22 protein-coding genes and 1 other RNA gene are annotated in these 23,062 nt (G+C 73.3%); 21 read left to right on the top strand and 2 right to left on the bottom strand.

Features of this window, described 5'->3' with window-relative positions; translation table 11 throughout:
- Positions 1–60: 60 nt before the first annotated feature.
- Both ACWPWV_RS19010 and ACWPWV_RS19005 read left to right on the top strand, forming a co-directional pair.
- Positions 61–939, top strand: a complete 879-nt coding sequence (locus tag ACWPWV_RS19010; protein ID WP_454044444.1) for a biotin--[acetyl-CoA-carboxylase] ligase — start codon at positions 61–63, stop codon at positions 937–939.
- 64 nt (positions 940–1,003) lie between these two features.
- Entirely contained in the window at positions 1,004–2,188 is a 1,185-nt protein-coding gene (locus ACWPWV_RS19005; protein WP_454044443.1) for an adenylate/guanylate cyclase domain-containing protein, read from the top strand.
- A gap of 4 nt (positions 2,189–2,192) precedes the next feature.
- Here ACWPWV_RS19005 and ACWPWV_RS19000 read toward each other — a convergent pair whose 3' ends face one another.
- Positions 2,193–2,957: an SOS response-associated peptidase gene (locus ACWPWV_RS19000; protein WP_454044442.1), complete on the bottom strand. Its 765-nt coding sequence runs from the start codon at positions 2,955–2,957 to the stop codon at positions 2,193–2,195.
- A gap of 119 nt (positions 2,958–3,076) precedes the next feature.
- Between ACWPWV_RS19000 and ACWPWV_RS18995 the strand changes: the two genes are divergently transcribed.
- The 3 genes from ACWPWV_RS18995 to ACWPWV_RS18985 all read left to right on the top strand — a co-directional run bounded on the left by ACWPWV_RS18995 (position 3,077) and on the right by ACWPWV_RS18985 (position 8,152).
- Positions 3,077–4,312: a multidrug effflux MFS transporter gene (locus ACWPWV_RS18995; RefSeq protein WP_454044441.1), complete on the top strand. Its 1,236-nt coding sequence runs from the start codon at positions 3,077–3,079 to the stop codon at positions 4,310–4,312.
- Between the two features lie 86 nt (positions 4,313–4,398).
- A complete protein-coding gene (locus ACWPWV_RS18990) occupies positions 4,399–6,687 on the top strand; it encodes an esterase-like activity of phytase family protein (RefSeq protein ID WP_454044440.1) in 2,289 nt (762 codons plus the stop codon).
- Positions 6,688–6,826: 139 nt separating this feature from the next.
- Positions 6,827–8,152, top strand: a complete 1,326-nt coding sequence (locus ACWPWV_RS18985) for an LCP family glycopolymer transferase (RefSeq protein ID WP_454044439.1) — start codon at positions 6,827–6,829, stop codon at positions 8,150–8,152.
- 6 nt (positions 8,153–8,158) lie between these two features.
- Here the strand turns inward: ACWPWV_RS18985 and ACWPWV_RS18980 are convergent, their stop codons facing one another.
- A complete protein-coding gene (locus ACWPWV_RS18980; protein WP_454044438.1) occupies positions 8,159–9,397 on the bottom strand; it encodes a pyridoxal phosphate-dependent aminotransferase in 1,239 nt (412 codons plus the stop codon).
- 202 nt (positions 9,398–9,599) lie between these two features.
- Here ACWPWV_RS18980 and ACWPWV_RS18975 point away from each other — a divergent pair, with 202 nt between their 5' ends.
- From ACWPWV_RS18975 to ssrA, 16 genes are all read left to right on the top strand, one after another.
- Complete coding sequence (locus tag ACWPWV_RS18975; protein ID WP_454044437.1) at positions 9,600–10,886, top strand: CpaF family protein; 1,287 nt, start codon at positions 9,600–9,602, stop codon at positions 10,884–10,886.
- 1 nt (position 10,887) lies between these two features.
- Positions 10,888–11,748, top strand: a complete 861-nt coding sequence (locus tag ACWPWV_RS18970; RefSeq protein ID WP_454044436.1) for a type II secretion system F family protein — start codon at positions 10,888–10,890, stop codon at positions 11,746–11,748.
- Positions 11,745–12,686, top strand: coding sequence for a type II secretion system F family protein (locus ACWPWV_RS18965; RefSeq protein WP_454044435.1), 942 nt, complete (start codon positions 11,745–11,747; stop codon positions 12,684–12,686). Before ACWPWV_RS18970 ends, ACWPWV_RS18965 begins: the two co-directional genes overlap by 4 nt.
- A 120-nt stretch (positions 12,687–12,806) precedes the next feature.
- Positions 12,807–13,025 (top strand): hypothetical protein, encoded by a 219-nt coding sequence (locus ACWPWV_RS18960; protein WP_454044434.1) that lies wholly within the window; start codon positions 12,807–12,809, stop codon positions 13,023–13,025.
- Between the two features lie 125 nt (positions 13,026–13,150).
- Positions 13,151–13,498 carry a TadE/TadG family type IV pilus assembly protein gene (locus ACWPWV_RS18955; RefSeq protein WP_454044433.1) on the top strand — a complete coding sequence of 116 codons (348 nt, stop codon included), beginning with the start codon at positions 13,151–13,153 and terminating at the stop codon, positions 13,496–13,498.
- Complete coding sequence (locus ACWPWV_RS18950) at positions 13,495–14,058, top strand: pilus assembly protein (RefSeq protein WP_454044432.1); 564 nt, start codon at positions 13,495–13,497, stop codon at positions 14,056–14,058. Before ACWPWV_RS18955 ends, ACWPWV_RS18950 begins: the two co-directional genes overlap by 4 nt.
- Entirely contained in the window at positions 14,055–14,606 is a 552-nt protein-coding gene (locus ACWPWV_RS18945) for a pilus assembly protein TadG-related protein (RefSeq protein WP_454044431.1), read from the top strand. Before ACWPWV_RS18950 ends, ACWPWV_RS18945 begins: the two co-directional genes overlap by 4 nt.
- 173 nt (positions 14,607–14,779) lie before the next feature.
- Positions 14,780–15,433, top strand: coding sequence for a hypothetical protein (locus tag ACWPWV_RS18940; protein WP_454044430.1), 654 nt, complete (start codon positions 14,780–14,782; stop codon positions 15,431–15,433).
- Positions 15,434–15,577: 144 nt separating this feature from the next.
- On the top strand, positions 15,578–16,792 hold the full coding sequence (locus ACWPWV_RS18935) for a hypothetical protein (protein ID WP_454044429.1): 1,215 nt from the start codon (positions 15,578–15,580) through the stop codon (positions 16,790–16,792).
- Between the two features lie 85 nt (positions 16,793–16,877).
- Positions 16,878–18,002: a peptide chain release factor 2 gene (prfB, locus tag ACWPWV_RS18930; protein ID WP_454044428.1), complete on the top strand. Its 1,125-nt coding sequence runs from the start codon at positions 16,878–16,880 to the stop codon at positions 18,000–18,002.
- 150 nt (positions 18,003–18,152) lie between these two features.
- Positions 18,153–19,046 carry a cell division ATP-binding protein FtsE gene (ftsE, locus tag ACWPWV_RS18925; RefSeq protein WP_454044427.1) on the top strand — a complete coding sequence of 298 codons (894 nt, stop codon included), beginning with the start codon at positions 18,153–18,155 and terminating at the stop codon, positions 19,044–19,046.
- 5 nt (positions 19,047–19,051) lie between these two features.
- On the top strand, positions 19,052–19,963 hold the full coding sequence (ftsX, locus tag ACWPWV_RS18920) for a permease-like cell division protein FtsX (RefSeq protein ID WP_454044426.1): 912 nt from the start codon (positions 19,052–19,054) through the stop codon (positions 19,961–19,963).
- A 1-nt stretch (position 19,964) separates the two neighbouring features.
- Entirely contained in the window at positions 19,965–21,416 is a 1,452-nt protein-coding gene (locus tag ACWPWV_RS18915) for a peptidoglycan DD-metalloendopeptidase family protein (RefSeq protein ID WP_454044425.1), read from the top strand.
- A 121-nt stretch (positions 21,417–21,537) separates the two neighbouring features.
- Complete coding sequence (gene smpB / locus ACWPWV_RS18910; RefSeq protein ID WP_454044424.1) at positions 21,538–22,008, top strand: SsrA-binding protein SmpB; 471 nt, start codon at positions 21,538–21,540, stop codon at positions 22,006–22,008.
- 121 nt (positions 22,009–22,129) lie between these two features.
- Positions 22,130–22,543 (top strand): hypothetical protein, encoded by a 414-nt coding sequence (locus ACWPWV_RS18905; protein ID WP_454044423.1) that lies wholly within the window; start codon positions 22,130–22,132, stop codon positions 22,541–22,543.
- 111 nt (positions 22,544–22,654) lie between these two features.
- Positions 22,655–23,021: a transfer-messenger RNA gene (gene ssrA / locus ACWPWV_RS18900) on the top strand.
- Positions 23,022–23,062: the final 41 nt, after the last annotated feature.

Below are 23,062 nucleotides of genomic sequence, written 5' to 3'. Positions count from 1 at the left end.
CGCCGGCCCCGCCCGACGGCTCGGCGTGCCGGGATCGGCCGGTGGTGCAGGATGGGCGGCATGGTGAGCGTGCCCGACGGCGAGGACCGGCCCGGCGACCCGGCGCGGCCCGCGCTGCGGGCGGAGTTCCTGCGCGAGCTGCTCGTCCGGCCCGCGGGCCCGCTCGCGCGGCTCGAGGTCGTCGAGGAGTCGACGTCGACGAACGCCGAGCTCGCGCGGGCCGTCGCCGCGGACCCGGGCGCGTGGCCCGCGCCGGCGCTGCTCGTCGCGGAGCACCAGGGCGTCGGCCGGGGCCGGCTCGGGCGCTCGTGGACGACGCCGCCCCGCGCCGCGCTCCTCGGCTCGCTGCTCCTGCGGCCCGACGTGCCGCGCGAGGCGCTGAGCTGGCTGCCGCTGCTCGCCGGCCTGGCGACGGTCCGCGCGCTGCGTGCGACGGCGGGCGTCGACGCCGTCGTCAAGTGGCCCAACGACGTGCTCGTGCCGGACCCGGGCGCCGGCACGACGAGACCGCTGCGCAAGGTCGCCGGGATCCTCGCGGAGGTGCTCCCCGACGGCGGCGTCGTCGTGGGCGTCGGGCTCAACGTGACGCAGACGCGGGACGAGCTGCCCGTGCCGACCGCGACGTCGCTCGCCCTCGCCGGTGCCGCGACGACCGACCGCGAGGTGCTCCTCGTCGCGCTCGAGGAGGCGTTCCACGAGGTCGTGGTCCGGTGGCGGGACGCCGGCGGGGACGCGGGCCTCGCCGGGCTCGACGCCGACCTCGTCCGGGTCTGCACGACCATCGGCACCCGCGTGCGCGTCGAGCGGGTCGGCGGGGACGACCTCGTGGGCACGGCGACCGGGCTCGCCCCCGACGGCGGGCTCGTCCTCCGCCACGAGGACGGCACCACGAGCGTCCAGCGCAGCGGCGACGTCCACCACCTGCGGCCGCAGCCCTGACGCGCTCCTGACCCCGTCCCGGGGACCCCCGGACCCGGGCCTCGGCAGGTCGTAGGATCGCGGGGTGCCCGAGGAGAACGACGACGCCGCAGTCCGGAACGACGACGAGACGCGCCCGTCCGGCACGGGGAGCACCCCCGCGCACGCCTCGGGCATCGCCGCCGCCGCCGATGCCGATGCTGCTGACGCGGGCCTCGGTGCCGCGGCCGGTGCCGATGCCCGCGCCGGTGCCGACGACACCGGCGGCGCGGCCACCGAGGCCGTCCTCGACGAGGCGCTCCTCGGCGGGCCCCGCACGCTCACGGCCGAGCGCCTCGCGCAGCGCGCGGGGGTCGACGAGGCGCGGCTCCGCGCCTACTGGCAGGCCCTCGGGCTGCCGATCACGGAGGGCGAGGAGCGTGCGTTCACCGAGCTCGACGCCGAGGCGCTCGCGGACGTCTTCGCGTTCGCCGAGGCCGAGCAGCTCGACGAGCGCGCCCTGACGACGCTCATCCGCTCCACGGGCCACACGACGGAGCGCCTCGTCCTGTGGCAGGTCGAGGCCCTCGTGGAGCACCTCACGCGCCGGTTCGACCTCGACGACACGAGCGCACGGCTGCTCGTCCTCGACCGCCTGCCGGACCTGGCGCCGGTGCTCGAGGAGCAGCTCCTGCACGCGTGGAGGCGCCAGCTCGCCGCCGTCGCGGGGCGGTTCGCCGTCGAGTTCTCCCAGGCGCGCGACACGGCCGTCGACGAGCACGCCCTGCCGCTGCCGCGCGCCGTGGGGTTCGCGGACATCGTGTCGTTCACGCAGCGCACGCGCGGCCTCGGCTCGAGCGAGCTCGCCGAGTTCGTGCAGCTCTTCGAGACCAGCGCGCGCGACGTCATCACGGCCGCCGGCGGCCGGGTCGTCAAGACGATCGGGGACGCGGTCCTCTACGTCGCGGACGACGTGGCGACGGGCGCGCGCGTCGCGCTCGGCCTGGCGGCGGCCGGTGGCCGGGAGGAGGACGTCGACGTCCCGCCGGTCCGCGTGAGCCTCGTGTGGGGCAGGGTGCTCTCGCGGTTCGGCGACGTGTTCGGGCCGAGCGTGAACCTCGCGGCCCGCCTCGTGGACATCGCGGACCCGACGACGGTGCTCGTCGACCGCGACACCGCGGGCATGCTCGCGCGCGACCAGCGGTTCGCGCTCACCGCACAGCCGGAGCGCGAGGTCCAGGGCCTCGGCACGGTCGAGCCGGTCCGGCTGCAGTGGGCGTACCGGGGCTGACCGCTCAGACCGTCGCGAGCAGTCCGGGACCGTCGTTCGTCACCGCGTTGACGAGGGTCGAGACCTCGCGCGCCACCATCGGCACGTCGTCGTGCGGGCCGCCGAGGCCGAGGAGGTCCGCCGCGCCCTTCGCGTCGACGGCCGGGTCGAGCCAGGCGTCCCATGCGTCCGGGGGCAGCACGAGCGGCATGCGGTCGTGGATCTCGGCGAGGTACGGGGCGGCGTCGGTCGTGACGATCGTCGTGGACACGAGCCAGCGGTCGGGGTCGTCGTCGGCCTTGGTGCGGTCGCGCCAGAACTCGTAGAGCCCGGCGAACGCGGCACCGCGGCCCTCACCGGGCTCGATGTAGTACGGCTGCTTCGGGGTCCTGCCCCGCCGGGGCCGGGACTCGTCGCCCGCCGGGGACGCGCCGTCGGGCAGGGGCCGCCACTCGTAGTAGCCGTCCGCGGGGACGAGGCAGCGGCGGACGCCGAACGGCTTCGCGAACGCGGGCTTGTCGAGGATGGTCTCAGCCCGCGCGTTGATCATGCGGGCGCCGCCCGCGGGGCTCTTCGACCACGAGGGGACGAGTCCCCAGCGCGCGACGCGCAGCGAGCGCCGGACCTCGCCCGTGTCCTTCGCGGCGCGCTCGACGACGATGCGCACCGGGTCCGTGGGCGCCAGGTTCCACGACGGGGGCAGGAGCCGGGCGTCGTCGGCCACGTCGGCGACGGCGAACTCGTCGGCGAGGTCCTGGGCGTCCCGGAAGGAGGCGTAGCGTCCGCACATGCCTCCAGGGTGCCGCACGGCGCCCACAGACGTGCGGGCCGACGCACAGCACGTGGGGGAGAGCGGAATCACGTCGCCCGAGGCGACCACATCGTGATCGAATCGATACGATATCGACCATGCCCACCCCCTCGGTCGAGCCCGCCATGCCCCGACCGAGGTCCTCCGCACGCTGGGTCCTGCTGCTCGGCGCGCTCGCGACCCTCCCCGCGCTCACCGTCGACATGTACCTGCCGCTCCTGCCGGAGGTCGGCGCCGAGCTCGGGGCCCCGGACTCGCTCGCGCAGCTCACGCTGTCGGGCATGCTCGTCGGCGGCGCGGTCGGACAGCTCGTCATCGGCCCGCTCTCCGACCGGTACGGCCGCCGCCTGCCGGTGATGGTGGGCCTGACCCTGCACGTCGTGACGTCGCTGCTGTGCGCGCTCGCGCCGAACATCGGCATGCTCATCGCGCTGCGCGTCCTGCAGGGGTTCTTCAACGCGTCCGCCTCGGTCGTCGCGATCGCCGCGATCCGTGACCGGTTCACCGGGTCCGACGCCGCGCGCGTCCTCTCGCGGCTCATGCTCGTCATCGGCCTCGCACCGCTCCTCGCGCCGTCGATCGGCTCCTTCATCGGGGCGCACGCGTCGTGGCGGGCCGTGTTCTGGGTGCTCGCGCTGGGCGGGATCGTGCTCGCCGCGATCGTCGCGCTCTGGATGCCGGAGTCCCTGCCCCTCGAACGCCGTCGCCCGGCGGGCGCCCGGACCGTGCTGCGCGGGTACGGCAGCCTCCTGCGCGACCGGCACTTCGTCGCGCTCGCGGTCCTGCCGGGTCTCGGGCAGGCGGTCCTCATGAGCTACGTCGTGGGCTCGCCCTTCGTGCTCCAGGAGGGCTACGGGCTCAGCCACGGGCAGTTCGCCGCCCTGTTCGCGGTCAACGGCATCGGGCTCGTGCTGTCCGCGCAGCTCAACGCGTCCCTCGTGCGGCGCGTCGCGCCGATCCGGCTCCTGCGCACGGCGCTCGTCGTGCAGGGCGTCTTCGCGGTCGGGCTCGTCGTCGTCGCCGTGTCCGGCGCGGGCGGCCTCGGCGGGATCCTCGTGGCCCTCTTCCTCGTGCTCTCGTTGCAGGGGCTGATCCCGGCGAACGCGTCCGCGCTCGCGCTCTCGCGCCACGGCGAGATCGCGGGCACCGCCGCCGCGGTCATCGGCGCGTTCCAGTCGGGCGTGGCGGGTCTCGTGAGCCCGCTCGTCGGCGTCCTCGGGGGCGACGCGGTCGCCATGGCGACGGTCATGCTCGGCGCCGTCGTCGCCTCGCTGCTCGTGCTCGGGCTCGCCACGCCCGCGTTCCGCAAGGGCGGCTGGCACACGCCGGTCTGAGGTCGTCACCCGGCGGCCACCGAGTCGTCGTCGCCGCGTCGCCCGCAGGACATGCGGACGACGCCCGGCGGCGTTCTGCTGTCCTCATGAGACCCACAGCCGTGCTCAAGGTCGTCGCCGCCACGGTCGCCGCGACGCTCCTCCTCCCCGTGACCGCCAGCGCCGCACCGGCCCCGGGCGCCCCCTCCGACGCAGCGCGGAGCCAGGGCTCCGACGGGCAGGTCGGCGGGCACAGCGGCGGGCAAGGCCCCGGCCGCACCTGGACGACCGTCCCCACCCTGGTCGCCCGCGCCACCCTGTCGGCGGACCACCTCGAGGAGGGGCCGCCGTCGGGTGCTCTCGTGACGCCGGCCAACGGCCGGCAGGGCCCGTTCGCCGGGCAGGTCATCCCCGGCTTCTCGGCGACGGTCGACAACGGCGACGGCACGTTCTGGGCCCAGCCGGACAACGGCTTCGGCGCCAAGGGCAACTCGGCCGACTTCCTCCTGCGCCTGTACCGGGTGACGCCGCACTGGGAGACGGCGCGCGGCGGGGCGGGGGAGATCGAGGTCGGCGAGCACATCTCGCTGCGCGACCCCGACCACCGGCTCGACTTCGCGATCGTCCACGAGGACACCGACGAGCGGCTCCTCACGGGGGCCGACCTCGACATCGAGTCCGTCGTGCGCGCGAAGGACGGCAGCTTCTGGATCGGCGAGGAGTTCGGGCCGTTCCTCGTGCACGTCGACGCGACCGGCAAGGTCCTGTCCGCACCCGTCCCGTCCCCCGACGGCAAGTCACCCGCCAACCCGTACCTCGCGCCGGGCGAGACGCCGCGCGTCGGGTCGAGCCGCGGCTTCGAGGCGCTCGCCGGCTCGCGCGACGGCCGCTACCTCTACCCGGTGCTCGAGGGCGCGCTGCTCGGCGACGACCCGCGCGACCGCGTCGTGCGGCAGTTCGACACCCGTGCGGGCCGCTACACGGACCGCACGTGGACCTACCGCGTCGACACCGACGCGAACGTCGTGGGCGACGCCTTCCTCGTGGGCAAGGACGAGCTGCTCCTCGTCGAGCGCGACGACTTCGAGGGCGAGCAGTCCGTCATCAAGCGCGTGTACCGCGTCGACCTGAGCGAGCGCGACCGGGCCGGGAACCTGGAGAAGGAGCTCGTGCTCGACGCGCTGAAGATCGCCAACCCGCACGGCATCGGTGCCGGCGACGGCTACGGCACGGGCGCCCCGTTCGCGCTCCCCGTGCAGTCGTTCGAGACCGTGGTCCAGCTCCGCGACGGGCGCCTGCTCATCGGCAACGACAACAACTACCCGGGCAACGACGCGCGCGTCCCCGGCACGCCCGACGACACGGAGCTGGCCGTCGTCGAGCTGCGCCGCGAGAAGGTCGCCACCGACGACGTCACGGTCGTCGCGCACCGCGGCGCGAGCGGCTACCGCCCGGAGCACACGCTCGCCGCCTACGAGCTCGCCATCCAGCAGTGCGCCGACTACATCGAGCCGGACGTGGTCTCCACGAAGGACGGCGTGCTCGTCGCGCGGCACGAGAACGAGATCGGCGGCACGACGGACGTCGGCGCGCGAGCCGAGTTCGCCGACCGCCGCACGACCAAGGTGATCGACGGCGTGAGCCTCACCGGGTGGTTCACGGAGGACTTCACCCTCGCCGAGCTGCGCACGCTGCGCGCCAAGGAGCGCATCCCCGCCGTCCGGCCGGGCAACACCGCGTTCGACGGCCTCTACCCGGTCCCGACGCTCGCGGAGGTCCTCGACCTCGCCCGCCACTCCGAGACGTGCGACGGCGAGCAGGTCGGCGTGTACCCGGAGACCAAGCACCCGACGTACTTCGACTCGATCGGGCTGTCGCTCGAGGAGCCGCTCGTCGCGGCGCTGCGCGACGCGGGTCTCGACTCGAAGAAGGCCCCGGTGATCGTCCAGTCCTTCGAGACCTCCAACCTGCGCGAGCTCGACCGGATGACGAAGGTCGACCTCGCCCAGCTCGTCAGCAGCGCCGGCGCCCCGTACGACCTCGTCGCCGCCGGCGACCCGCGCACCTACGCCGACCTCGTGACGCGCTCCGGGCTGCGTGACATCGCCCGCTACGCCGACGGCGTCGGGCTCGAGAAGAACGTCATGATCCCGCGCCGCGCCGACGGCACCCTGGGCGAGCCCACCGGCGTCATCCGGGACGCCCACCGTGCGGGCCTCGAGGTGCACGGGTGGACGTTCCGCGCCGAGAACCAGTTCCTCCCGGCCGAGTTCCGCTCGAGCACCGACCCCGCGGCGCACGGCGACCTCGCGGGAGAGATCCGCCGGTTCCTCGACGCCGGGATGGACGGGTTCTTCACCGACCACCCGGACCTCGGGGTGGCCGCGACCCGCTGACGCGCGATCGTTCCTCGCCCCCGCGGGGCGTCGTCGGGCATCGTCCGACGGCGCCCCGCGGCGTCGTCTTCGCGTCCTCTTCACCGGTTCGGCGAGACGTCGCGCGCATGCCTCCCCGTGCTGGCCCTACCCTCAGGGGGTGCCCAGATCTTCCGAGCCGACAGCGCCCCGCGCATCGGGTGGCCCGCACCACGCCCGCAGGCTCGCCTCCCACCGCGTCGCGCGGGTCGTCGGCCTGGTCGTCACCGGTGCCCTGAGCTTCGCCGCCGTCGGTGCCGCGGCCGTCTACGTCGACCTCAAGTCGAAGATCACGGTGAGCGACGTCTCCGACCTCGTGGTGGGCGGACCGACCGTCGAGCCGCCGAAGGACCCCGACGACCCCTTCGCCGGCCGAGCCCTCAACATCCTCGTCATGGGCACCGACTACCGCGACGCCGAGAACGCGGCGCTCGCCGGCGAGGAGGAGGGGATGCGCTCCGACACGACGTTCATCGCGCACGTGTCGGGGGACCGCACGCGCATGGAGGTCGTCTCGATCCCGCGCGACTCGCTCGTCGAGATCCCGGCGTGCACCCTGCCCGACGGGTCGATGTCCTCGCCCCAGTTCGGCATGTTCAACTCCGCGTTCGAGATCGGCTCCGGCGGGGTCGACGACCTCGACCACGCCGCCGCGTGCACCATCACGACCGTCCAGGCGCTCACCGGCGTCCCCATCACGAACCACGTCGTCGTGAAGATGTCCGGCGTCATCGGCGTCGTCGACGCCATCGGCGGCGTGACGATGTGCTTCCCCGAGGACGTCGTGGGCGGGGTCCACTCGCCCGCCCTGAACATCCCCGCCGGCCAGCACGACCTCGACGGCCGGACGTCCATCGAGTTCCTGCGCGCGCGCAAGGGCCAGGGCATGGGCCTCGAGATGGGCAGCGACCTCGCCCGCATCCAGCGCCAGCAGGCATTCATCGACTCGGCCGTCCGGGAGGTCCTGTCGAAGGACCTCATCACCAACTCGCCGCAGCTCTACGGCATGATCCAGGCCGTGCTCAGCTCGATCAGCGCCGACCAGACCATCGCGGACCCGACGGCGCTCGCCGGGCTGGCGTTCAGCCTGCGGAACATCAACCCGTCCGAGGTCGTGTTCACCGAGCTCCCCGTGGTCGACTCGCAGCGTCAGCAGTACCGCGTCGAGTGGACCGCGGAGGCGGACGCCATCTGGCAGCGCCTCATCGCGGACGCGCCGCCGCCGGGCCACGAGGCGCCCGCCGACCCGCGCGACGACGCGACGACGGGCGACGGGGCGCAGGACCCGGGCACCGGCACGGAGCCCCCGGCCGACGGCGGTCAGCCTCCGGCCGACGCCGGGCAGCCGCCCGCCGACGGCGGGACCGACCCCGGGACGACCGACCCGGGCACCGCGCCCGCGGAGCCCACCCCGGAGGAGACGCTGCTGCCCGGGGTGTGCGGCTGACCCACCTCAGGGCCGACGCGTCGCGTCGAGGCGGGCCAGGCGGCCGACCGCCTCGTGGAGCACGTCCTCCCTCTTGACGAACGTGAAGCGGACGCGCGAGGCGAGAGCGCGGGCCGTCGTCGAGCCGGGCGTGCAGAACGCGCTCACCGGGACGCCCACGACGCCCGCGAGCCCGGGGAGCGCCCGGCACAGGGCGACGCCGTCGTCGAAGCCCAGCGGGGCGCCGTCGGCCACGACGAAGTAGGTGCCCTGCGGTACGAGGACCTCGAACCCCGCTGCGACGAGGCCCGCGCACAGCAGGTCGCGGCGCGCGGAGAGCGAGTCGGCGAGGGCGCGGGGCGTCTCGTCGTCGGACAGCGCGTCGGCGATCGCGGGCTGGAACGGCGCGCCCGACGTGTAGGTGAGGAACTGCTTGACCGTGCGCACCGCGGTGACGAGCGGCGCCGGGCCGTGCAGCCAGCCGATCTTCCAGCCGGTGAACGAGAACGTCTTGCCCGCCGACGAGATGGTGATCGTGCGGTCCCGCATCCCGGGGAGCGTCGCGATCGGCACGTGCTCGGTGTCGTCGAACGTCAGGTGCTCGTAGACCTCGTCGGTGACGACGACGGCGTCGTGACGGCGCGCGACGGCGGCGATCGCGTCGAGCTCGTCGAGCGTCAGCACCGTGCCCGTCGGGTTGTGCGGGGTGTTGACGAGGATGAGGCGCGTGCGGTCGGTGACGGCGTCGCGCAGGGCCTCGACGTCGAGGTGGAACCGGTCGGCGCCCGGGACGAGCGGCACCGTGACGTGGCGCGCCCCGGCGAGGGCGATGCTCGCCGCGTGGGAGTCGTAGAACGGCTCGAGCGTCACGACGTCGTCGCCCGGCCCCGCGAGCGCGAGGACCGTCGCGGCGATCGCCTCCGTCGCGCCGGTGGTCACGAGCACCTCGGTGTCCGGGTCGGGGTCGAGCCCGTAGTGGCGGTACTGGTGAGCCGCGATCGCGTTGCGCAGCTCGAGGATCCCGGGCCCCGGCGGGTACTGGTTGTGCCCCTCGTCGATCGCGCGCTGCGCCGCGTGCTTGACCGTCGCAGGGCCGTCGACGTCGGGGAAGCCCTGCCCCAGGTTGATCGCGCCCGTGCGCCGCGCGAGCTCGGTCATCTCGGCGAAGATCGTCGACGCGACCGTGCCGTCGGCGCGCAGGAGCCCCGTCGCGCGGGCGGCGTCCTGCCAGCGGCCGGGCGGGAGGGAGCCGGTCGGGGGAGTCATGCGCCGACCCTACTGGGCCGCCCCGCGCCCAGGATGTGGGACGCGCGGTGCGGTGCGCCCAGGGGGAACGGCGGGATTCCGCGGCTCACGCTGCCCTGTCCACAGGGGGTCTGCCGGAAGCGTCCGACATGCCCTACTCTCTGGCGCAGTTCGATCGGTGCGCGGCAACGGCTGCCGGGCAGGGGGAGCGGGGGACGCTCGGATGTCAGTCGACGCGCACGGCATCGCCGTGCTCGAGAGCGAGGTGCGCGAGCTCGTCCGGCGCCGCGGGGTCGACCCGGCGCGGGACCGGGCCGCGGTCGACCGGCTCGTCCGCGACGCGATCGCCGACTACGAGACCCGCAGCGCGATCGGGGCCGTCGCCCCGATCGTCGACCCGACCGGTGCCGGCCGCGCGGTGGTCGACGCCGTCGCCGGGCTCGGGCCGCTCCAGCAGTACCTCGACGACCCCGAGATCGAGGAGATCTGGATCAACGCACCGCACCAGGTGTTCGTCGCGCGCGGCGGCGAGTCGGAGCTGACGACGACGATCCTCACGCGTCAGCAGGTGCGCGACCTCGTCGAGCAGATGCTGCGCTCGTCCGGCAGGCGGCTCGACCTGTCGAGCCCGTTCGTCGACGCCGCGCTGCCCGGCGGGGAACGCCTCCACGTGGTCATCCCCGACGTCACCCGGGCCGACCTCGCCGTCAACATCCGCAAGCACGTGGTCCGGGCGGCGCACCTCGACGACCTGGTGCGCCTCGGGTCGCTCACCGCGCAGGCCGCGGCGTTCCTCGACGCCGCCGTGCGCGCGGGACTCAACATCCTCGTCGCGGGGGCGACCCAGGCGGGCAAGACGACGATGCTCAACGCGCTCGCCGGCTCCATCCCCCCGACGCAGCGCGTCGTCACGTGCGAGGAGGTCTTCGAGCTGCGGTTCGCCGTGCGCGACCTGGTGTCGATGCAGTGCCGCCAGCCGAGCCTCGAGGGGACGGGCGAGATCCCGCTTCGTCGCCTCGTGAAGGAGGCGCTGCGCATGCGCCCCGACCGCATCGTCATCGGCGAGGTCCGGGAGGCGGAGAGCTTCGACCTGCTGATCGCCCTCAACGCTGGAGTTCCGGGCGCGTGCACGATCCACGCCAACTCCGCCCGCGAGGCTCTCGCCAAGATGTGCACGCTGCCCCTGCTCGCGGGTGAGAACGTGTCGGACCGGTTCGTCGTGCCGACCGTCGCGTCGGCGATCGACGTCGTCGTCCACCTCGGCGTCGACGTGGACGGTCGGCGGCGGGTCCGCGAGATCCTCGGGGTCCCCGGCCGGGTCGAGGAAGGGGTCGTCGAGACGTCGGAGCTGTTCGTGCGGTCGGGCGATCGTCTGGTGCGTGCGGACGGGTACCCGCCCGCCGTCGACCGTTTCGCCCGGGCGGGGATCGATCTCGGTGCGGTGCTGCGCCACCCGCGACCCGACGAGCCCGGCGCGCTGCACGACGCCGCGTGGTCGGGGGTGCGCTGACGTGGGCGTCGTCGTCGGTCTGCTGCTCGGTGCGGGGCTCTTCTGCGTGTGGTGGTCGTGCTGGGAACCCGCGCCACGTCGCCCGCGTCGTGACGACGGCTGGTACGCCCGGACGCAGGACCTGCTCGTCCAGGCCGGAGCGCCGTCGGTCACGCCGGGCGCGCTCGTCGTCAGCAGCGTCGGGGTCTGCCTCGTCGTCGTCCTCGTGGCCGGCGTCCTGACGCGGTCGCTGACCATCGCGGCCTGCTTCGCCCTGATCGCCGCCTCGGCGCCCGCCGTGCTCGTCCGGTCCCGCGCGCGACGGCGGCGCGCACGGCTCCGCGACGTGTGGCCGGAGGTCGTGGACCACCTGGCGTCGGGCGTGCGCGCGGGTCTGTCGCTGCCCGAGGCCGTCGGCCAGCTCGGTGACCGGGGTCCCGCCGAGCTGCGGGGGCCGTTCCTGCTCTTCGCGCAGGACTACCGCGCGAGCGGGCGGTTCGGTGACTGCCTGGACGCCCTCAAGGGGCGCCTCGCGGACCCCGTGGCCGACCGCATCGTCGAGGCGTTGCGCCTCACCCGCGACGTCGGCGGGACGGATCTCGGACGGCTCCTGCGCACCCTGTCGGCGTTCCTCCGGGAGGACGCGCGGACGCGCGGCGAGCTCGAGGCGCGCCAGTCGTGGACGATCAACGGCGCGCGCCTCGCCGTGGCGGGACCGTGGGTGGTCCTCGCCTTCCTCGCGACCCGCCCCGAGACCGCCGCGGCGTACAACTCGGTGACCGGGGCGCTCGTCCTCGCCGGTGGCGCGGCGTGCACGGTCGTCGCGTACCAGCTCATGCTGCGGATCGGCCGGCTGCCGGAGGAGGAGAGGGTCCTGCGATGACCGCCTCCGACGTCTCCTGGGCCGGTGCTGCCGTCGGGGCGCTCGCCGGCCTCGGCATCCTCCTGGTCGCGTCGGGGGTGCGTGGTCGGGCCATCCGGCTCGACGAGCGGCTCGCGCCGTACCTGCGCACGCACGACGCGACCTCGGCGCTGCTGCGGGACCAGCCGGTGCGCACGCCGTTCCCGACGCTCGAGCGCCTCCTCGCGCCGTGGCTCGCGGACGCGGGACGGGCGTTCGACAGGCTCGGCTCCACGCGGGCCGAGATCCGGCGTCGGCTCGACCGGGCAGGTCGACGCGAGAGCGTCGACCAGTTCCGCGCGCGCCAGCTCGTGTGGGGCGTTCTCGGGCTGGCGGGCGGCACCCTGCTCGCGGTGCTGCTCGCCGCGACGCGCGGGTCCTCGGTCGTCGCGCTCCTGCTGCTCGCCCTGCTGTGCGGTGTGGGCGGGGTCCTGGCGTGCGACCAGCACCTCGCGCGCGCGGTCCGGCGGCGCGAGGAGCGCATGCTGGCGGAGTTCCCGACGGTGGCCGAGCTGCTCGCCCTCGCGGTGAGCGCGGGCGAGGGCCCCGTGGCCGCGTTGGAGCGGGTCGCCACGACGGCCCGTGGCGAGCTCTCGGCCGAGCTCGCGACGACGCTCGCGTCGGTGCGTGCTGGCACCCCGCTCACGCGGGCGCTCGAGCAGCTGGCCGACCGGACGTCTCTCGCGAGCCTGACGCGGTTCGCCGAGGGCGTGGCCGTCGCCGTGGAGCGCGGGACGCCACTCGCGGAGGTCCTGCGTGCCCAGGCGCAGGACGTCCGCGAGACGGGTCGTCGGTCGCTCATGGAGTCCGGAGGGCGCAAGGAGGTGCTCATGATGGTCCCGGTCGTGTTCCTCATCCTGCCCGTGACCGTCGTGTTCGCCGTCTTCCCCTCCGTCGCGACGCTGCGGATCGGCTTCTGACCAGCACGGGACGGCGGACCGGACGGACCGGGACGCCGGGCGGAGGGCGCCGCACGGACGACGGCGCACGGTGGGACGAACGGACGACCGAGACGCGGTCGCCGCGAAGGAGGGCACGAGATGCAGGGGTTCGTCAGCAGGGTCGCAGGAGCACCGTCCGCCGTCGCCCGGCGAGCGGTCCGGCGGTTGTCGGGGAGCGACGCAGAGCGCGGCGACGTCCCGGGCTGGGTGCTCATCACGCTCATGACCGCGGGTCTGGTCATCGCGCTCTGGGCGGTGGCAGGACCGGCGCTCACGGCCGCGTTCAGCGAGGCGATCAGCAGCGTCAGCGGACCCTGACCGTGTCGCGGTTCTCGCCGGCCCAGCGATCCTGGCCACCCCGTCGGTACGTGCCACGCCGGCGGTGTGCGCCGGCATCGGGGCCCGTCGCCCGGGCGCGGCGTGGTGAGCGCGGGTCCGCCGTCGTGGATTTCACCCTCGTCTCGATCCTCGTGCTGGTCCTGTTCCTGGGAGTGGTGCAGGTGGCTCTCGCGGTGCACGTGCGGTCGACCCTCGTCGACTGCGCAGCGGAGGGAGCGAGGCTCGCGGGACGCTCGGACCGGAGCCCTGCCGACGGCGTCGCCCGGACGAGAGAGCTCGTCGCCGCGTCGTTGTCGCAGCGCTACGCGCAGGACGTGACGGCCCGGGCGACCACGCTCGACGGGTTGGCGGTCGTCGAGGTGACGGTCTCGGCGCCGCTGCCCGTGGTCGGCCTGCTCGGTCCGTCGGGAGCGATCACGGTCGAGGGGCACGCGCTCGAGGAGGGCTCGTGAGGCGGTCGACGCGGTCGCCGCTGTCGACGGTGGGCGCACCGGTCCGTGGAGCGGTGCGCGGGGTCCGTCGCGCGCTGGGCGCCGTGGTCGGCCGCGCGGTCGGCCGGCGCCGCGCTGCCGACGATCTCGTGGAGCGCGGCAACGCCGTCGTGGAGTTCCTCGGTGTCGCGCTCGTGCTGCTCGTCCCCGTCCTGTATCTCGTGCTCACGCTGGGCAGGGTGCAGGCGGCGACGTTCGCCGTGGAGGGTTCGGCCCGGGAGGCGGCCCGCGCGTTCGTCACTGCGCCGTCGAGCGCCGACGGCGCGTCGCGCGCGGTCACGGCCGTCAGGATCGCCCTCGGTGACCAGGGGTTCTCGGACGTCGACCCCGCGGCCGCCCTCACGGTGACGTGCTCCGCGCAACCGTGCCTCGAGCCCGGGAGCGAGGTCGCCGCCCACGTCCGGGTCGAGGTCCCGCTGCCCCTCGTCCCGGCGTTCGTCCGGGACGCCGTGCCCCTGGCCGTGCCCGTCGAGGCGCGCTACGTGGCGGCGGTGGACGAGTACGCCGCGAGGCGACCGTGAGAGGGCGCGCGCAGTGGCGGCAGATGCCGGCGGCCCTGCCACGGCGTGCGCTCCGCGCGACCGTCCCGGGCGCCGGGAGGTCGGCCGGCGTCGTCGCCGGCGACCGGGAGAGCGGCCAGGTCACGCTCCTCACGTCGGCGTTCGTGGCGTTCGCGCTGCTGCTCGTGACGGTCGTCGTCAGCGCGACGCAGGTGCACCTCGAGCGCAAGCGCCTGTTCGACCTCGCCGACGCGCTCGCCCTGACGGCGGCGGACTCGATGACCCACGAGACCTTCTACCTCGGCGACGCGGTCCGGCCCGAGGAGGGTGCCGTCCTCACGCTCTCGGACGCGGACATCAGGTCGGACGTCCAGGAGTACCTGGAGCGTCACCCCGACGCCGTCGCCGGTCTCCACGACGTGCGCGTGGTGGCTTCGTCGACCCCCGACGGCCGCACCGCGGAGGTCTCGCTCGTCGCCGTCGCGCGACCCGCGATGGTCAGCTGGGTGACTCAGCTCTGGTCAGATGGCATCATCGTGCGTGCGGAGTCACGCGCAAGGGCGTGGTAGCCGTCGACCCGTTCGACGACGAACGATCAGGGAAGGACAGTGCGCAAGGGTGCGCGAGCGATCGCCCACCTCTTCGTTCACTTTCTTAACTTTGGTCGACCACCCATGTCCTTCCCTGTGCAACCGCGTGGTTCACCGTTATGGTGATCCGGTCCGACAACACCACTCCAACGATGGAGATCAACAACATGAATGCACGAGCAAGGAAGCAGCTCGTCGCCGGGGGTGCCCTCGGTGCGATGCTCATCGGCACGGTCGCTCTGTCGTCGGCCGCGTCGGCCGACCCGGGCGACACCACCGACGTCGAGGTCTCCGTCTCGATCGAGTCGACCGTCGAGCCGGGCAACCTCGCGTTCAGCGTGGCCGCCGACTCGACGTCGCTGAGCGAGGTCGACACGACGGTCGAGGGGACCCGCGAGTTCACGGGCACCCTGCCGACCGTCACGGTGACCGACACCCGCACGGCCGAGGAGGTCCCCGAGGGTGCCGCGTGGTACGTCCTCGGTCAGGCCACCGACTTCACGGGCACCGAGGGCCAGGAGCCCATCGGCGCCGAGAACCTCGGCTGGGCGCCCCAGCTCGAGGACGGCGGCGAGACCGGCCTGGTCGAGGCCGGCGAGCCGGTCGACCCGGCGCTCGAGGGTGACGACGACGAGTTCAACAACGTCGGCCTCGTCGACCAGGAGCTCCTCGTCTCGACCTTCGACTCGGCCGAGGTCAACCCCGAGGGCTCGTGGAGCGCGAACGCGGACCTCACGCTGCGCACCGCCGAGGACGTCGAGGGTGGCGACTACTCGTCGACCATCACGCTCTCCCTCTTCGAGTGAGCGTCGGCTGACCACCGGCAGCCCGGTCGCTGACCGGGCACGCACCGCCTGAGCGACGGCGGGTCGGGTCTCCTGTCGGCCACGTGCCGAGCGGAGCACCGGCCCGCCGTTCGCATGATCCCAGCACCGAGAAGGCACTTCCCCGTGAGCCCTGCACGAACCGTCCCCGCACGCCCCGTCCCCGAGCGAGACCGCGTCGTCGCACGCGCCGTGAGGACCCGTCGCCGCGCCGCGGCGACCCTCGCCGCGCTCGCCGTCGCGCTCCTGCCCGTCGGCCCGGCGCTCGCGAACCCGTCGGCGGACGTCGGCGCGACCGTGCCGCGCGACGTCGAGGACACCGTCACGTGGAGCGTGGCGCCCGCGGACGCGGACGGGCCCGACGGGCGACGCTGGGTCGAGCAGACGGTGGACCCCGGCGCGACCGTCGACGAGCACCTCGCCGTGACGAACTTCGGCGACGTCGCGGCGACGTTCGCCCTGGTGGCCGCCGACGGGTACCTGACCGACAAGGGTCGTTTCAACATGCTCCCCGCCGACCGGGAGTCCGTCGACGCCGGCACGTGGATCACGGTCCAGGAGGACGTCGAGGTCGGCCCGGGCGAGACGGTCGTCGTGCCGTACACCGTCACCGTGCCCGACAACGCGACCCCCGGCGACCACCCCGCGGGCATCGCGGCCTCGGTGAGCAGCGCCGGGACCGACGAGGGGGGCAACAGCGTCGGCGTGACGAGCCGCGTCGGCTTCCGCGTCATGACGCGGGTGACGGGCGAGGTCCAGCCCACGCTCACGGTGCCCGACGTCAGCGCCTCGTACGAACCGTCGTGGAACCCGTTCGCGCCGGGTTCGGTGCGCGTCTCCTACGACGTCGTGAACGACGGCAACATCCGCCTCGGCGCCGACAGCTCCGTCGAGACGTCGGCGCTCTTCGGGCTCGCGACGCAGGACGCCGCGGCGGAGCCGATCGCCGAGATCCTCCCGGGCGGGTCGCTGAGCCGCACGGTCGAGATCGACCAGGTCTGGCCGCTCGGCCCCGTCACCACCACGGTCACCGTCACGCCCGTCGCGGTCGCGGAGGACGAGATCGACGCTCCCCTCGAGCCGGTCACCACGACCGTCACCACGTGGGCGGTCCCGCTGCCGCAGCTCCTGCTGCTCGCGATCCTGCTCGTCCTGTTCCTCGGCATCCGCGACGAGCGCCGCCGCCGGCGCAGGCGGCTCGAGAACCTGCTCGCGAAGGCGCGCGACGAGGGACGCCAGGCCGCGGCCGGCGGCGCCGCGGCGGGCGCCGCTCCCGCGACGTCGCCGGAGCAGCCGGCGCCGACCTCGGGAGCACCGGGGAAGGGCGACCCGACGGCCTGAGTGCCGGTCGCCGTCGGGCACCTACGCCCATCACCGGACGCCAGGCGGCGACCCGCGCCCGCGAGGTCGCGTAACCTTGAACCTCGTGGCCACCATCGACTTTCCCGCCGAGATCAAGGCGCTGCGCAGCACGCTCCAGTCCATCGAGAGCGTGAGCGACCCGGAGGTCCTGCGCGCGAAGATCGCCGACCTGTCCGAGAAGGCGTCGGCGCCCGACCTGTGGGACGACCCGGACGCGGCGCAGAAGGTCACGTCCGCGCTCTCCTCCGCGCAGGGCGAGCTGGAGCGTGTGCGGAGCCTCGGCCAGCGCATCGACGACGTCGAGACCCTCGTCGAGATGGGTCAGGAGATGGGTGACGACCCGGACCTCGCCGCCGCCCTGGAGGAGGCCGAGGGGGAGATCGCCGCGATCCGCAAGGACCTCGACCAGCTCGAGGTGCGGACGCTCCTCGCCGGCGAGTACGACGCGCGCGAGGCCGTCGTGACGATCCGCTCGGGCGCCGGCGGCGTGGACGCCGCGGACTTCGCCGAGATGCTCCTGCGCATGTACCTGCGCTGGGCCGAGCGCCACGGCTACCCGACGACCGTGCTCGACACCTCCTACGCGGAGGAGGCAGGCCTGAAGTCGGCGACGTTCGAGGTCAAGGCGCCCTACGCGTTCGGGCACCTCTCGGTCGAGGCGGGCACGCACCGCCTCGTGCGCATCTCGCCCTTCGACAACCAGGGTCGCCGGCAGACGTCGTTCGCGGCCGTCGAGGTCATCCCGCTCATCGAGCAGACCGACTCGATCGAGATCCCCGAGTCGGAGATCAAGGTCGACGTGTTCCGCTCGTCGGGCCCGGGTGGTCAGTCCGTCAACACGACCGACTCGGCGGTGCGCATGACGCACATCCCGACGGGCATCGTCGTGTCGATGCAGAACGAGAAGTCGCAGATCCAGAACCGCGCCGCCGCGCTGCGCGTGCTCCAGTCCCGCCTGCTGCTCGTGCGCCAGGAGGAGGAGAGCGCGAAGAAGAAGGAGCTCGCGGGCGACATCAAGGCGAGCTGGGGCGACCAGATGCGCTCGTACGTGCTGCAGCCGTACCAGATGGTCAAGGACCTGCGCACGGAGCACGAGGTCGGCAACCCGTCCGCGGTGTTCGACGGCGACATCGACGACTTCATCGAGGCCGGGATCCGCTGGCGGCGCGGGGCTCAGGTCGACGCCTGACCACGCCGTCCACCCGTCCAGCGGGTGACTCGGGCAACGATCAGATGCGCGTGACCGCGGCGTGTCCGCCGCGGACGCTCGTGCGGCCGTGCCTACTCTCGATCGTCCGGCGAACGCGATTCGCTCCCTGACCCGAGAGTTGTGCCTGCCGTGATCCGCTTCGAGAACGTCTCCAAGGTCTACGCGCGCGGCGCGAGGCCCGCGGTCGACGACGTGTCCCTGGAGGTCCGGCGCGGCGAGTTCGTCTTCCTCGTCGGCGCGTCCGGCTCCGGGAAGTCGACGTGCCTGCACCTCATCCTGCGCGAGGAGCGGCCCACGAAGGGCAAGGTCTTCGTCGCGGGCCGCGACCTCGGTCGCCTGTCGTCCTGGAAGGTGCCGCACCTGCGGCGCCAGATCGGGGTCGTGTTCCAGGACTTCCGGCTCCTGCCGAACAAGACGGTCTTCGAGAACGTCGCGTTCGCGCTCCAGGTCATCGGGACGCCGCGGCACACGATCGCGATCACGGTGCCGGAGACGCTCGAGATGGTCGGGCTCAAGGGCAAGGAGAAGCGACGTCCGCACGAGCTGTCCGGGGGCGAGCAGCAGCGTGTCGCGATCGCCCGCGCGATGGTCAACCGACCGCCGATCCTGCTCGCCGACGAGCCGACCGGGAACCTCGACCCCACGACGTCGCTCGGCATCATGCGCCTGCTGGACCGGATCAACCGCACCGGCACCACGGTCGTCATGGCGACGCACGACGAGGAGATCGTCAACCAGATGCGCAAGCGCGTGCTCGAGCTCGACACCGGGTCGCTCGTGCGCGACCAGGCGCACGGCGCGTACGGCGCGCGCGGCCAGGTGATCCCCGACCCGACGGTCCCGCCCGCGCAGGACGCGCCCGAAGGGGTGCCCGAGCCACCGCTCGGCGACCCCGACCCCGTCACGGGGACCACCGGTGCAGCGCCGGGCGGCGCGCCCGCGTCCGCCCCGACGAGCGTCGTCGTCCGCCGCGAGAGCGCCCTGAAGGCCCGGCGGCACGCCGAGGCCGCGGCGGGGGAGTGAGCGGCGTGCGCCTCCAGTTCATCCTCACCGAGATCGGCCAGGGCCTGCGACGCAACCTGTCCATGACGGTCTCCGTGGTGCTCGTGACGTTCGTGTCGCTGACGTTCGTCGGGGCGTCCATGCTCCTGCAGACGCAGATCGACAAGCTCAAGGACGACTGGTACGACAAGGTCGAGGTCTCCGTCTTCCTCTGCCCCGTCGGCTCGCCGGAGCCGACGTGCGCGGCCGGGGAGGCCAGCCCTGAGCAGATCGCCGCCCTCGAGGACGTGTTCGAGGCCGAGCTCGGCGACGAGATCCAGACGGTGTACTTCGAGTCCAAGGACGACGCCTTCGAGGCGTTCACGGAGCGCTACCCCGACGGCTACCTCGGCACCGAGCTCACGGTCGAGGACATGCAGGCCTCGTTCCGGCTCAAGCTCACCAACCCGGAGAACTACGAGGTCGTGAACGACGTCGTCACGGGACGGCCGGGCGTCGAGGTGGTCGAGGACCAGCGCCGCATCTTCGACTCGCTGTTCCTCGCGCTCAACCGGGCGTCCCTGCTCTCCGCCGGGCTCGCGGCGGTCATGCTGCTCGCGGCGGTCCTGCTCATCACGACGACGATCCGGCTCTCCGCGCTCAGCCGGCGCCGGGAGACGGGGATCATGCGCCTCGTGGGCGCGTCCAACCTCTTCATCCAGCTCCCGTTCCTGCTCGAGGGGGCGATCGCGGCCGTCTTCGGCGCGCTGCTCGCCGTCGGGGGGCTCTGGGTCGGGGTCAAGTACCTCGTGACGGACTGGCTGTCGCAGTCGGTCACGTGGGTGGCCTACGTCGACGAGACGGACGTCCTGGCCATCGCGCCGGTCCTCGTCGGCATCGCGTTCCTGCTGGCGGCCATCTCCTCGGTCGTCACGCTCAACCGGCACACGAGGGTGTGAGATGACCTCCACGAACGCTCCCGCACGCCGCGGTGCGGGTCCAGCCGGCCGCCCGCCGCGCGCGTCCCGCTCGCCGCGCCGTCTCCTGGCCGCCGTCCTCGCCGCGGTCGTCCTCGTGACGGGCGTCGTCACGGGTGCGAGCGCCGACGACATCGACGACCGGCGCGCGGCCGCCGAGCGGCGGCAGCAGGAGATCCTCGGCAACCGCGAACAGCTCGCGGCCGAGCTCGAGGGCACCGACGCCGAGCTGCAGCAGGCGGTGCTCGACCTCCAGGAGATCGAGGCGCGGCTGCCCGTCGCGCAGGCCGAGCTCGAGGCGGCCGAGGCCGAGGTCGAGCGCACGCAGCGCGAGGCGGAGCTCCTGGCGCAGCGGCTGGAGGACGCGCTCGCCCAGGAGGCGTCGATCAACCAGGAGATCCAGCAGAGCGCGACCCAGGTGGCCGACGCGCGGTCGAGCATCGCCGAGATGGCGCGGAGCGCGTACCGGGGCCAGGGCGACGTGTCGAGCCTCGGCATCGTCACCGGGGCCGAGAGCACCGAGGAGTTCATCGAGGAGTACGCCGCCTCGTCGACCGCCGCGCGCAGCCAGTCCAGGACGCTCCAGGAGCTCCAGGAGGCGGAGGCGGTCGGACGCAACCGCGAGGCACGCCTCGAAGCCGTCCGCGAGACGATCACCGACCTCAAGGCGCAGGCGGACCAGAACGTCGTTGAGGCGCAGGCCGCCCGCAAGGCCGCTGCCGACCGCAAGGCCGAGGTCGAGCAGCTCATCGTCGAGCAGCAGGCCAAGAAGGCGACGATCGAGGACCGCAAGGCCGCGGCGCTGAAGCAGATCGATCAGAACGAGAAGGACCAGGCGTCGCTGCAGAGCGAGCTCAAGGGCATCATCGCGGAGCAGGCGGAGCGGGACCGCCGGATCGCCGAGGAGGCCGAGCGTCGTCGTCAGGAGGAGGAGCGCCGCCGCCAGGAGCAGCAGAACCAGCAGAACCAGGGTGGCGGCGGCGGTGGCGGCGGCGGGGGAGGCGGCAGCGTCGCGCCCGCCCCGCCCCCTCCGACGTCGAGCGGTCTGTCGTACCCGACGGCCGTGCCGCACATCACGTCGGGCTACGGCATGCGCCTGCACCCGACCCTCGGCATCTGGCGCCTGCACGCCGGGACCGACTTCCGTGCCTACTGCGGGACCCCCATCATCGCGTCGGCGTCCGGCACCGTGCTCTTCGCGCGACGCTACGGCGGCCTGGGCAACCAGGTCCTCGTCAACCACGGCATCATGGGCGGGCAGAGCGTCATGTCGAGCTACAACCACCTGTCGCGGTTCGCGGTCTCGCCGGGCCAGTGGGTCGACAAGGGCTCGATCGTCGGGTACTCGGGCAACACGGGCACCTCGAGCGCGTGCCACCTCCACTTCGAGGTCTACGTCGACGGGAACACCGTCGACCCGATGAGCCGGTTGTAGCCGCACCTGCGGGATAATCGGTACCGGGCGGCGTCGGGCACCCGTAGCCTGACGTGCCGGCGGACGACCGCGCACGCGCAGCCGACGAGCATCATCAGACCCACGAGGACGGTAGGACGACATGGCGAAGGACAGCGGCCGCAAGGTCGTCGCCAGCAACCGCAAGGCACGCCACGACTACGTGATCGAGGACGTGTACGAGGCGGGGATCGTCCTCAGCGGCACCGAGGTCAAGGCCCTGCGGATGGGTCGCGCGTCCCTCGTCGACGGCTACGTCGACGTCGACCGCGGCGAGGCGTGGCTCGAGAACGTCCACATCCCCGAGTACACCGAGGGGACGTGGAACAACCACGCCCCGCGGCGCAAGCGCAAGCTCCTGCTGCACAAGGAGGAGATCCTGCGCCTGGAGGCGAAGACGCGCGAGAAGGGCCACACGGTCGTCCCGCTGCAGCTCTACTTCCTCGACGGCCGCGCCAAGGTCGAGATCGCGCTCGCGCGCGGCAAGAAGGAGTACGACAAGCGCCACGCGCTGCGCGAGAAGCAGGACAACCGCGAGGCCCAGCGCGCGATGCGCCAGCGCGAGATGCGCTGACGCCGGCACCGCTCCCGTCGCGCTCGGACCGGCGGGTCGGGGCTGGTGGACGCGCCCGTGGCGTCGTACGGTCGAGACCGGCCGCCTGCAGGGGCGGCGCCCGTCGTCGACAGGAGGACCCATGGTCAAGCTGCGCCAGTACATCCCGCGTCTCGCCGCAGGCGCGTTCATCCTCAACTCCGGCCTGAGCAAGCGCGACGCCGACGACGAGGCGGCGCAGGGCTACCACGGCATGGCCTCCGGGGTGTACCCGTTCCTCGGCGAGATGGAGCCGAAGCAGTTCACGAAGTCGCTCTCGACCGCCGAGATCGCGCTCGGTGCCGCGCTCGTCACGCCGTTCGTCCCCACGGCCCTCGTCGCACCCGCACTCGCCGCCTTCTCCGCGGGCCTCGTGGGCCTCTACCTCAAGACGCCGGGCATGACGCGCGAGGACGGGTTCCGGCCGAGCGACCAGGGCATCGGCCTCGCGAAGGACGTCTTCCTCCTCGGCATCGCCGGCGGACTGCTCGCCGACGTGCTGAGCCGCAAGAAGTAGCGCGGCGCGGAAATACGGGGGCGTGCGCGCGCGTTGATCCCGTAGGCTGTACCTGCTGCACCACCCGACGGGCTCGTCCCGCCGGGAGGCGCGGTGGTTGACAACTGCACAGGGGGTGATCGGTTTCGACGGTGGTCGTGCTTCGAGGAGAAGCGGGCCGAGGATGCAGACTTATCTCGTAAACGATGTCTGCAAACTACAGGTGCCGATAACAAGCGCACCGACTTCGCACTCGCCGCCTGAGCGAGTCCTGAAGTCCGTCAGCCCGAGCTAGCTCTCGACTCGGATCCTGGCGTCATCTAGAGAGCCACTGCTCGCAGTCCTCGTCACCGGGGCTGCGGGGACTCCTTGGTGACTGAGCCCGTCCGCACCTCGTCTGCGTGAGTGCGGGGGCCGAGAAAAGCTGCAGCAGACTGCGCCCGGAGAAGTCCTCGATCGGCGTCACCGGACCGGGGTTCGATTCCCCGCACCTCCACGAACGTAGTCGCAGGTCAGGCCAGGTTTCTGGTCTCACCTGAA

This window comes from Cellulosimicrobium sp. Marseille-Q8652 (genome assembly GCF_965112045.1).
Note: the sequence above shows the minus strand (reverse complement) of the source record. Positions and strands in the feature narration are given on the sequence as shown.

Bases quoted from the DNA above. Each gene is read 5' to 3' on its own strand.
- ACWPWV_RS19010 (WP_454044444.1), top strand. From the start codon at position 61: ATGGTGAGCGTGCCCGACGGCGAGGACCGGCCCGGCGACCCGGCGCGG.
- ACWPWV_RS19000 (WP_454044442.1), bottom strand. From the start codon at position 2,957: ATGTGCGGACGCTACGCCTCCTTCCGGGACGCCCAGGACCTCGCCGAC.
- ACWPWV_RS18995 (WP_454044441.1), top strand. From the start codon at position 3,077: ATGCCCACCCCCTCGGTCGAGCCCGCCATGCCCCGACCGAGGTCCTCC.
- ACWPWV_RS18990 (WP_454044440.1), top strand. From the start codon at position 4,399: ATGAGACCCACAGCCGTGCTCAAGGTCGTCGCCGCCACGGTCGCCGCG.
- ACWPWV_RS18980 (WP_454044438.1), bottom strand. From the start codon at position 9,397: ATGACTCCCCCGACCGGCTCCCTCCCGCCCGGCCGCTGGCAGGACGCC.
- ACWPWV_RS18975 (WP_454044437.1), top strand. From the start codon at position 9,600: ATGTCAGTCGACGCGCACGGCATCGCCGTGCTCGAGAGCGAGGTGCGC.
- ACWPWV_RS18965 (WP_454044435.1), top strand. From the start codon at position 11,745: ATGACCGCCTCCGACGTCTCCTGGGCCGGTGCTGCCGTCGGGGCGCTC.
- ACWPWV_RS18960 (WP_454044434.1), top strand. From the start codon at position 12,807: ATGCAGGGGTTCGTCAGCAGGGTCGCAGGAGCACCGTCCGCCGTCGCC.
- ACWPWV_RS18940 (WP_454044430.1), top strand. From the start codon at position 14,780: ATGGAGATCAACAACATGAATGCACGAGCAAGGAAGCAGCTCGTCGCC.
- ACWPWV_RS18915 (WP_454044425.1), top strand. From the start codon at position 19,965: ATGACCTCCACGAACGCTCCCGCACGCCGCGGTGCGGGTCCAGCCGGC.
- smpB (WP_454044424.1), top strand. From the start codon at position 21,538: ATGGCGAAGGACAGCGGCCGCAAGGTCGTCGCCAGCAACCGCAAGGCA.
- ACWPWV_RS18905 (WP_454044423.1), top strand. From the start codon at position 22,130: ATGGTCAAGCTGCGCCAGTACATCCCGCGTCTCGCCGCAGGCGCGTTC.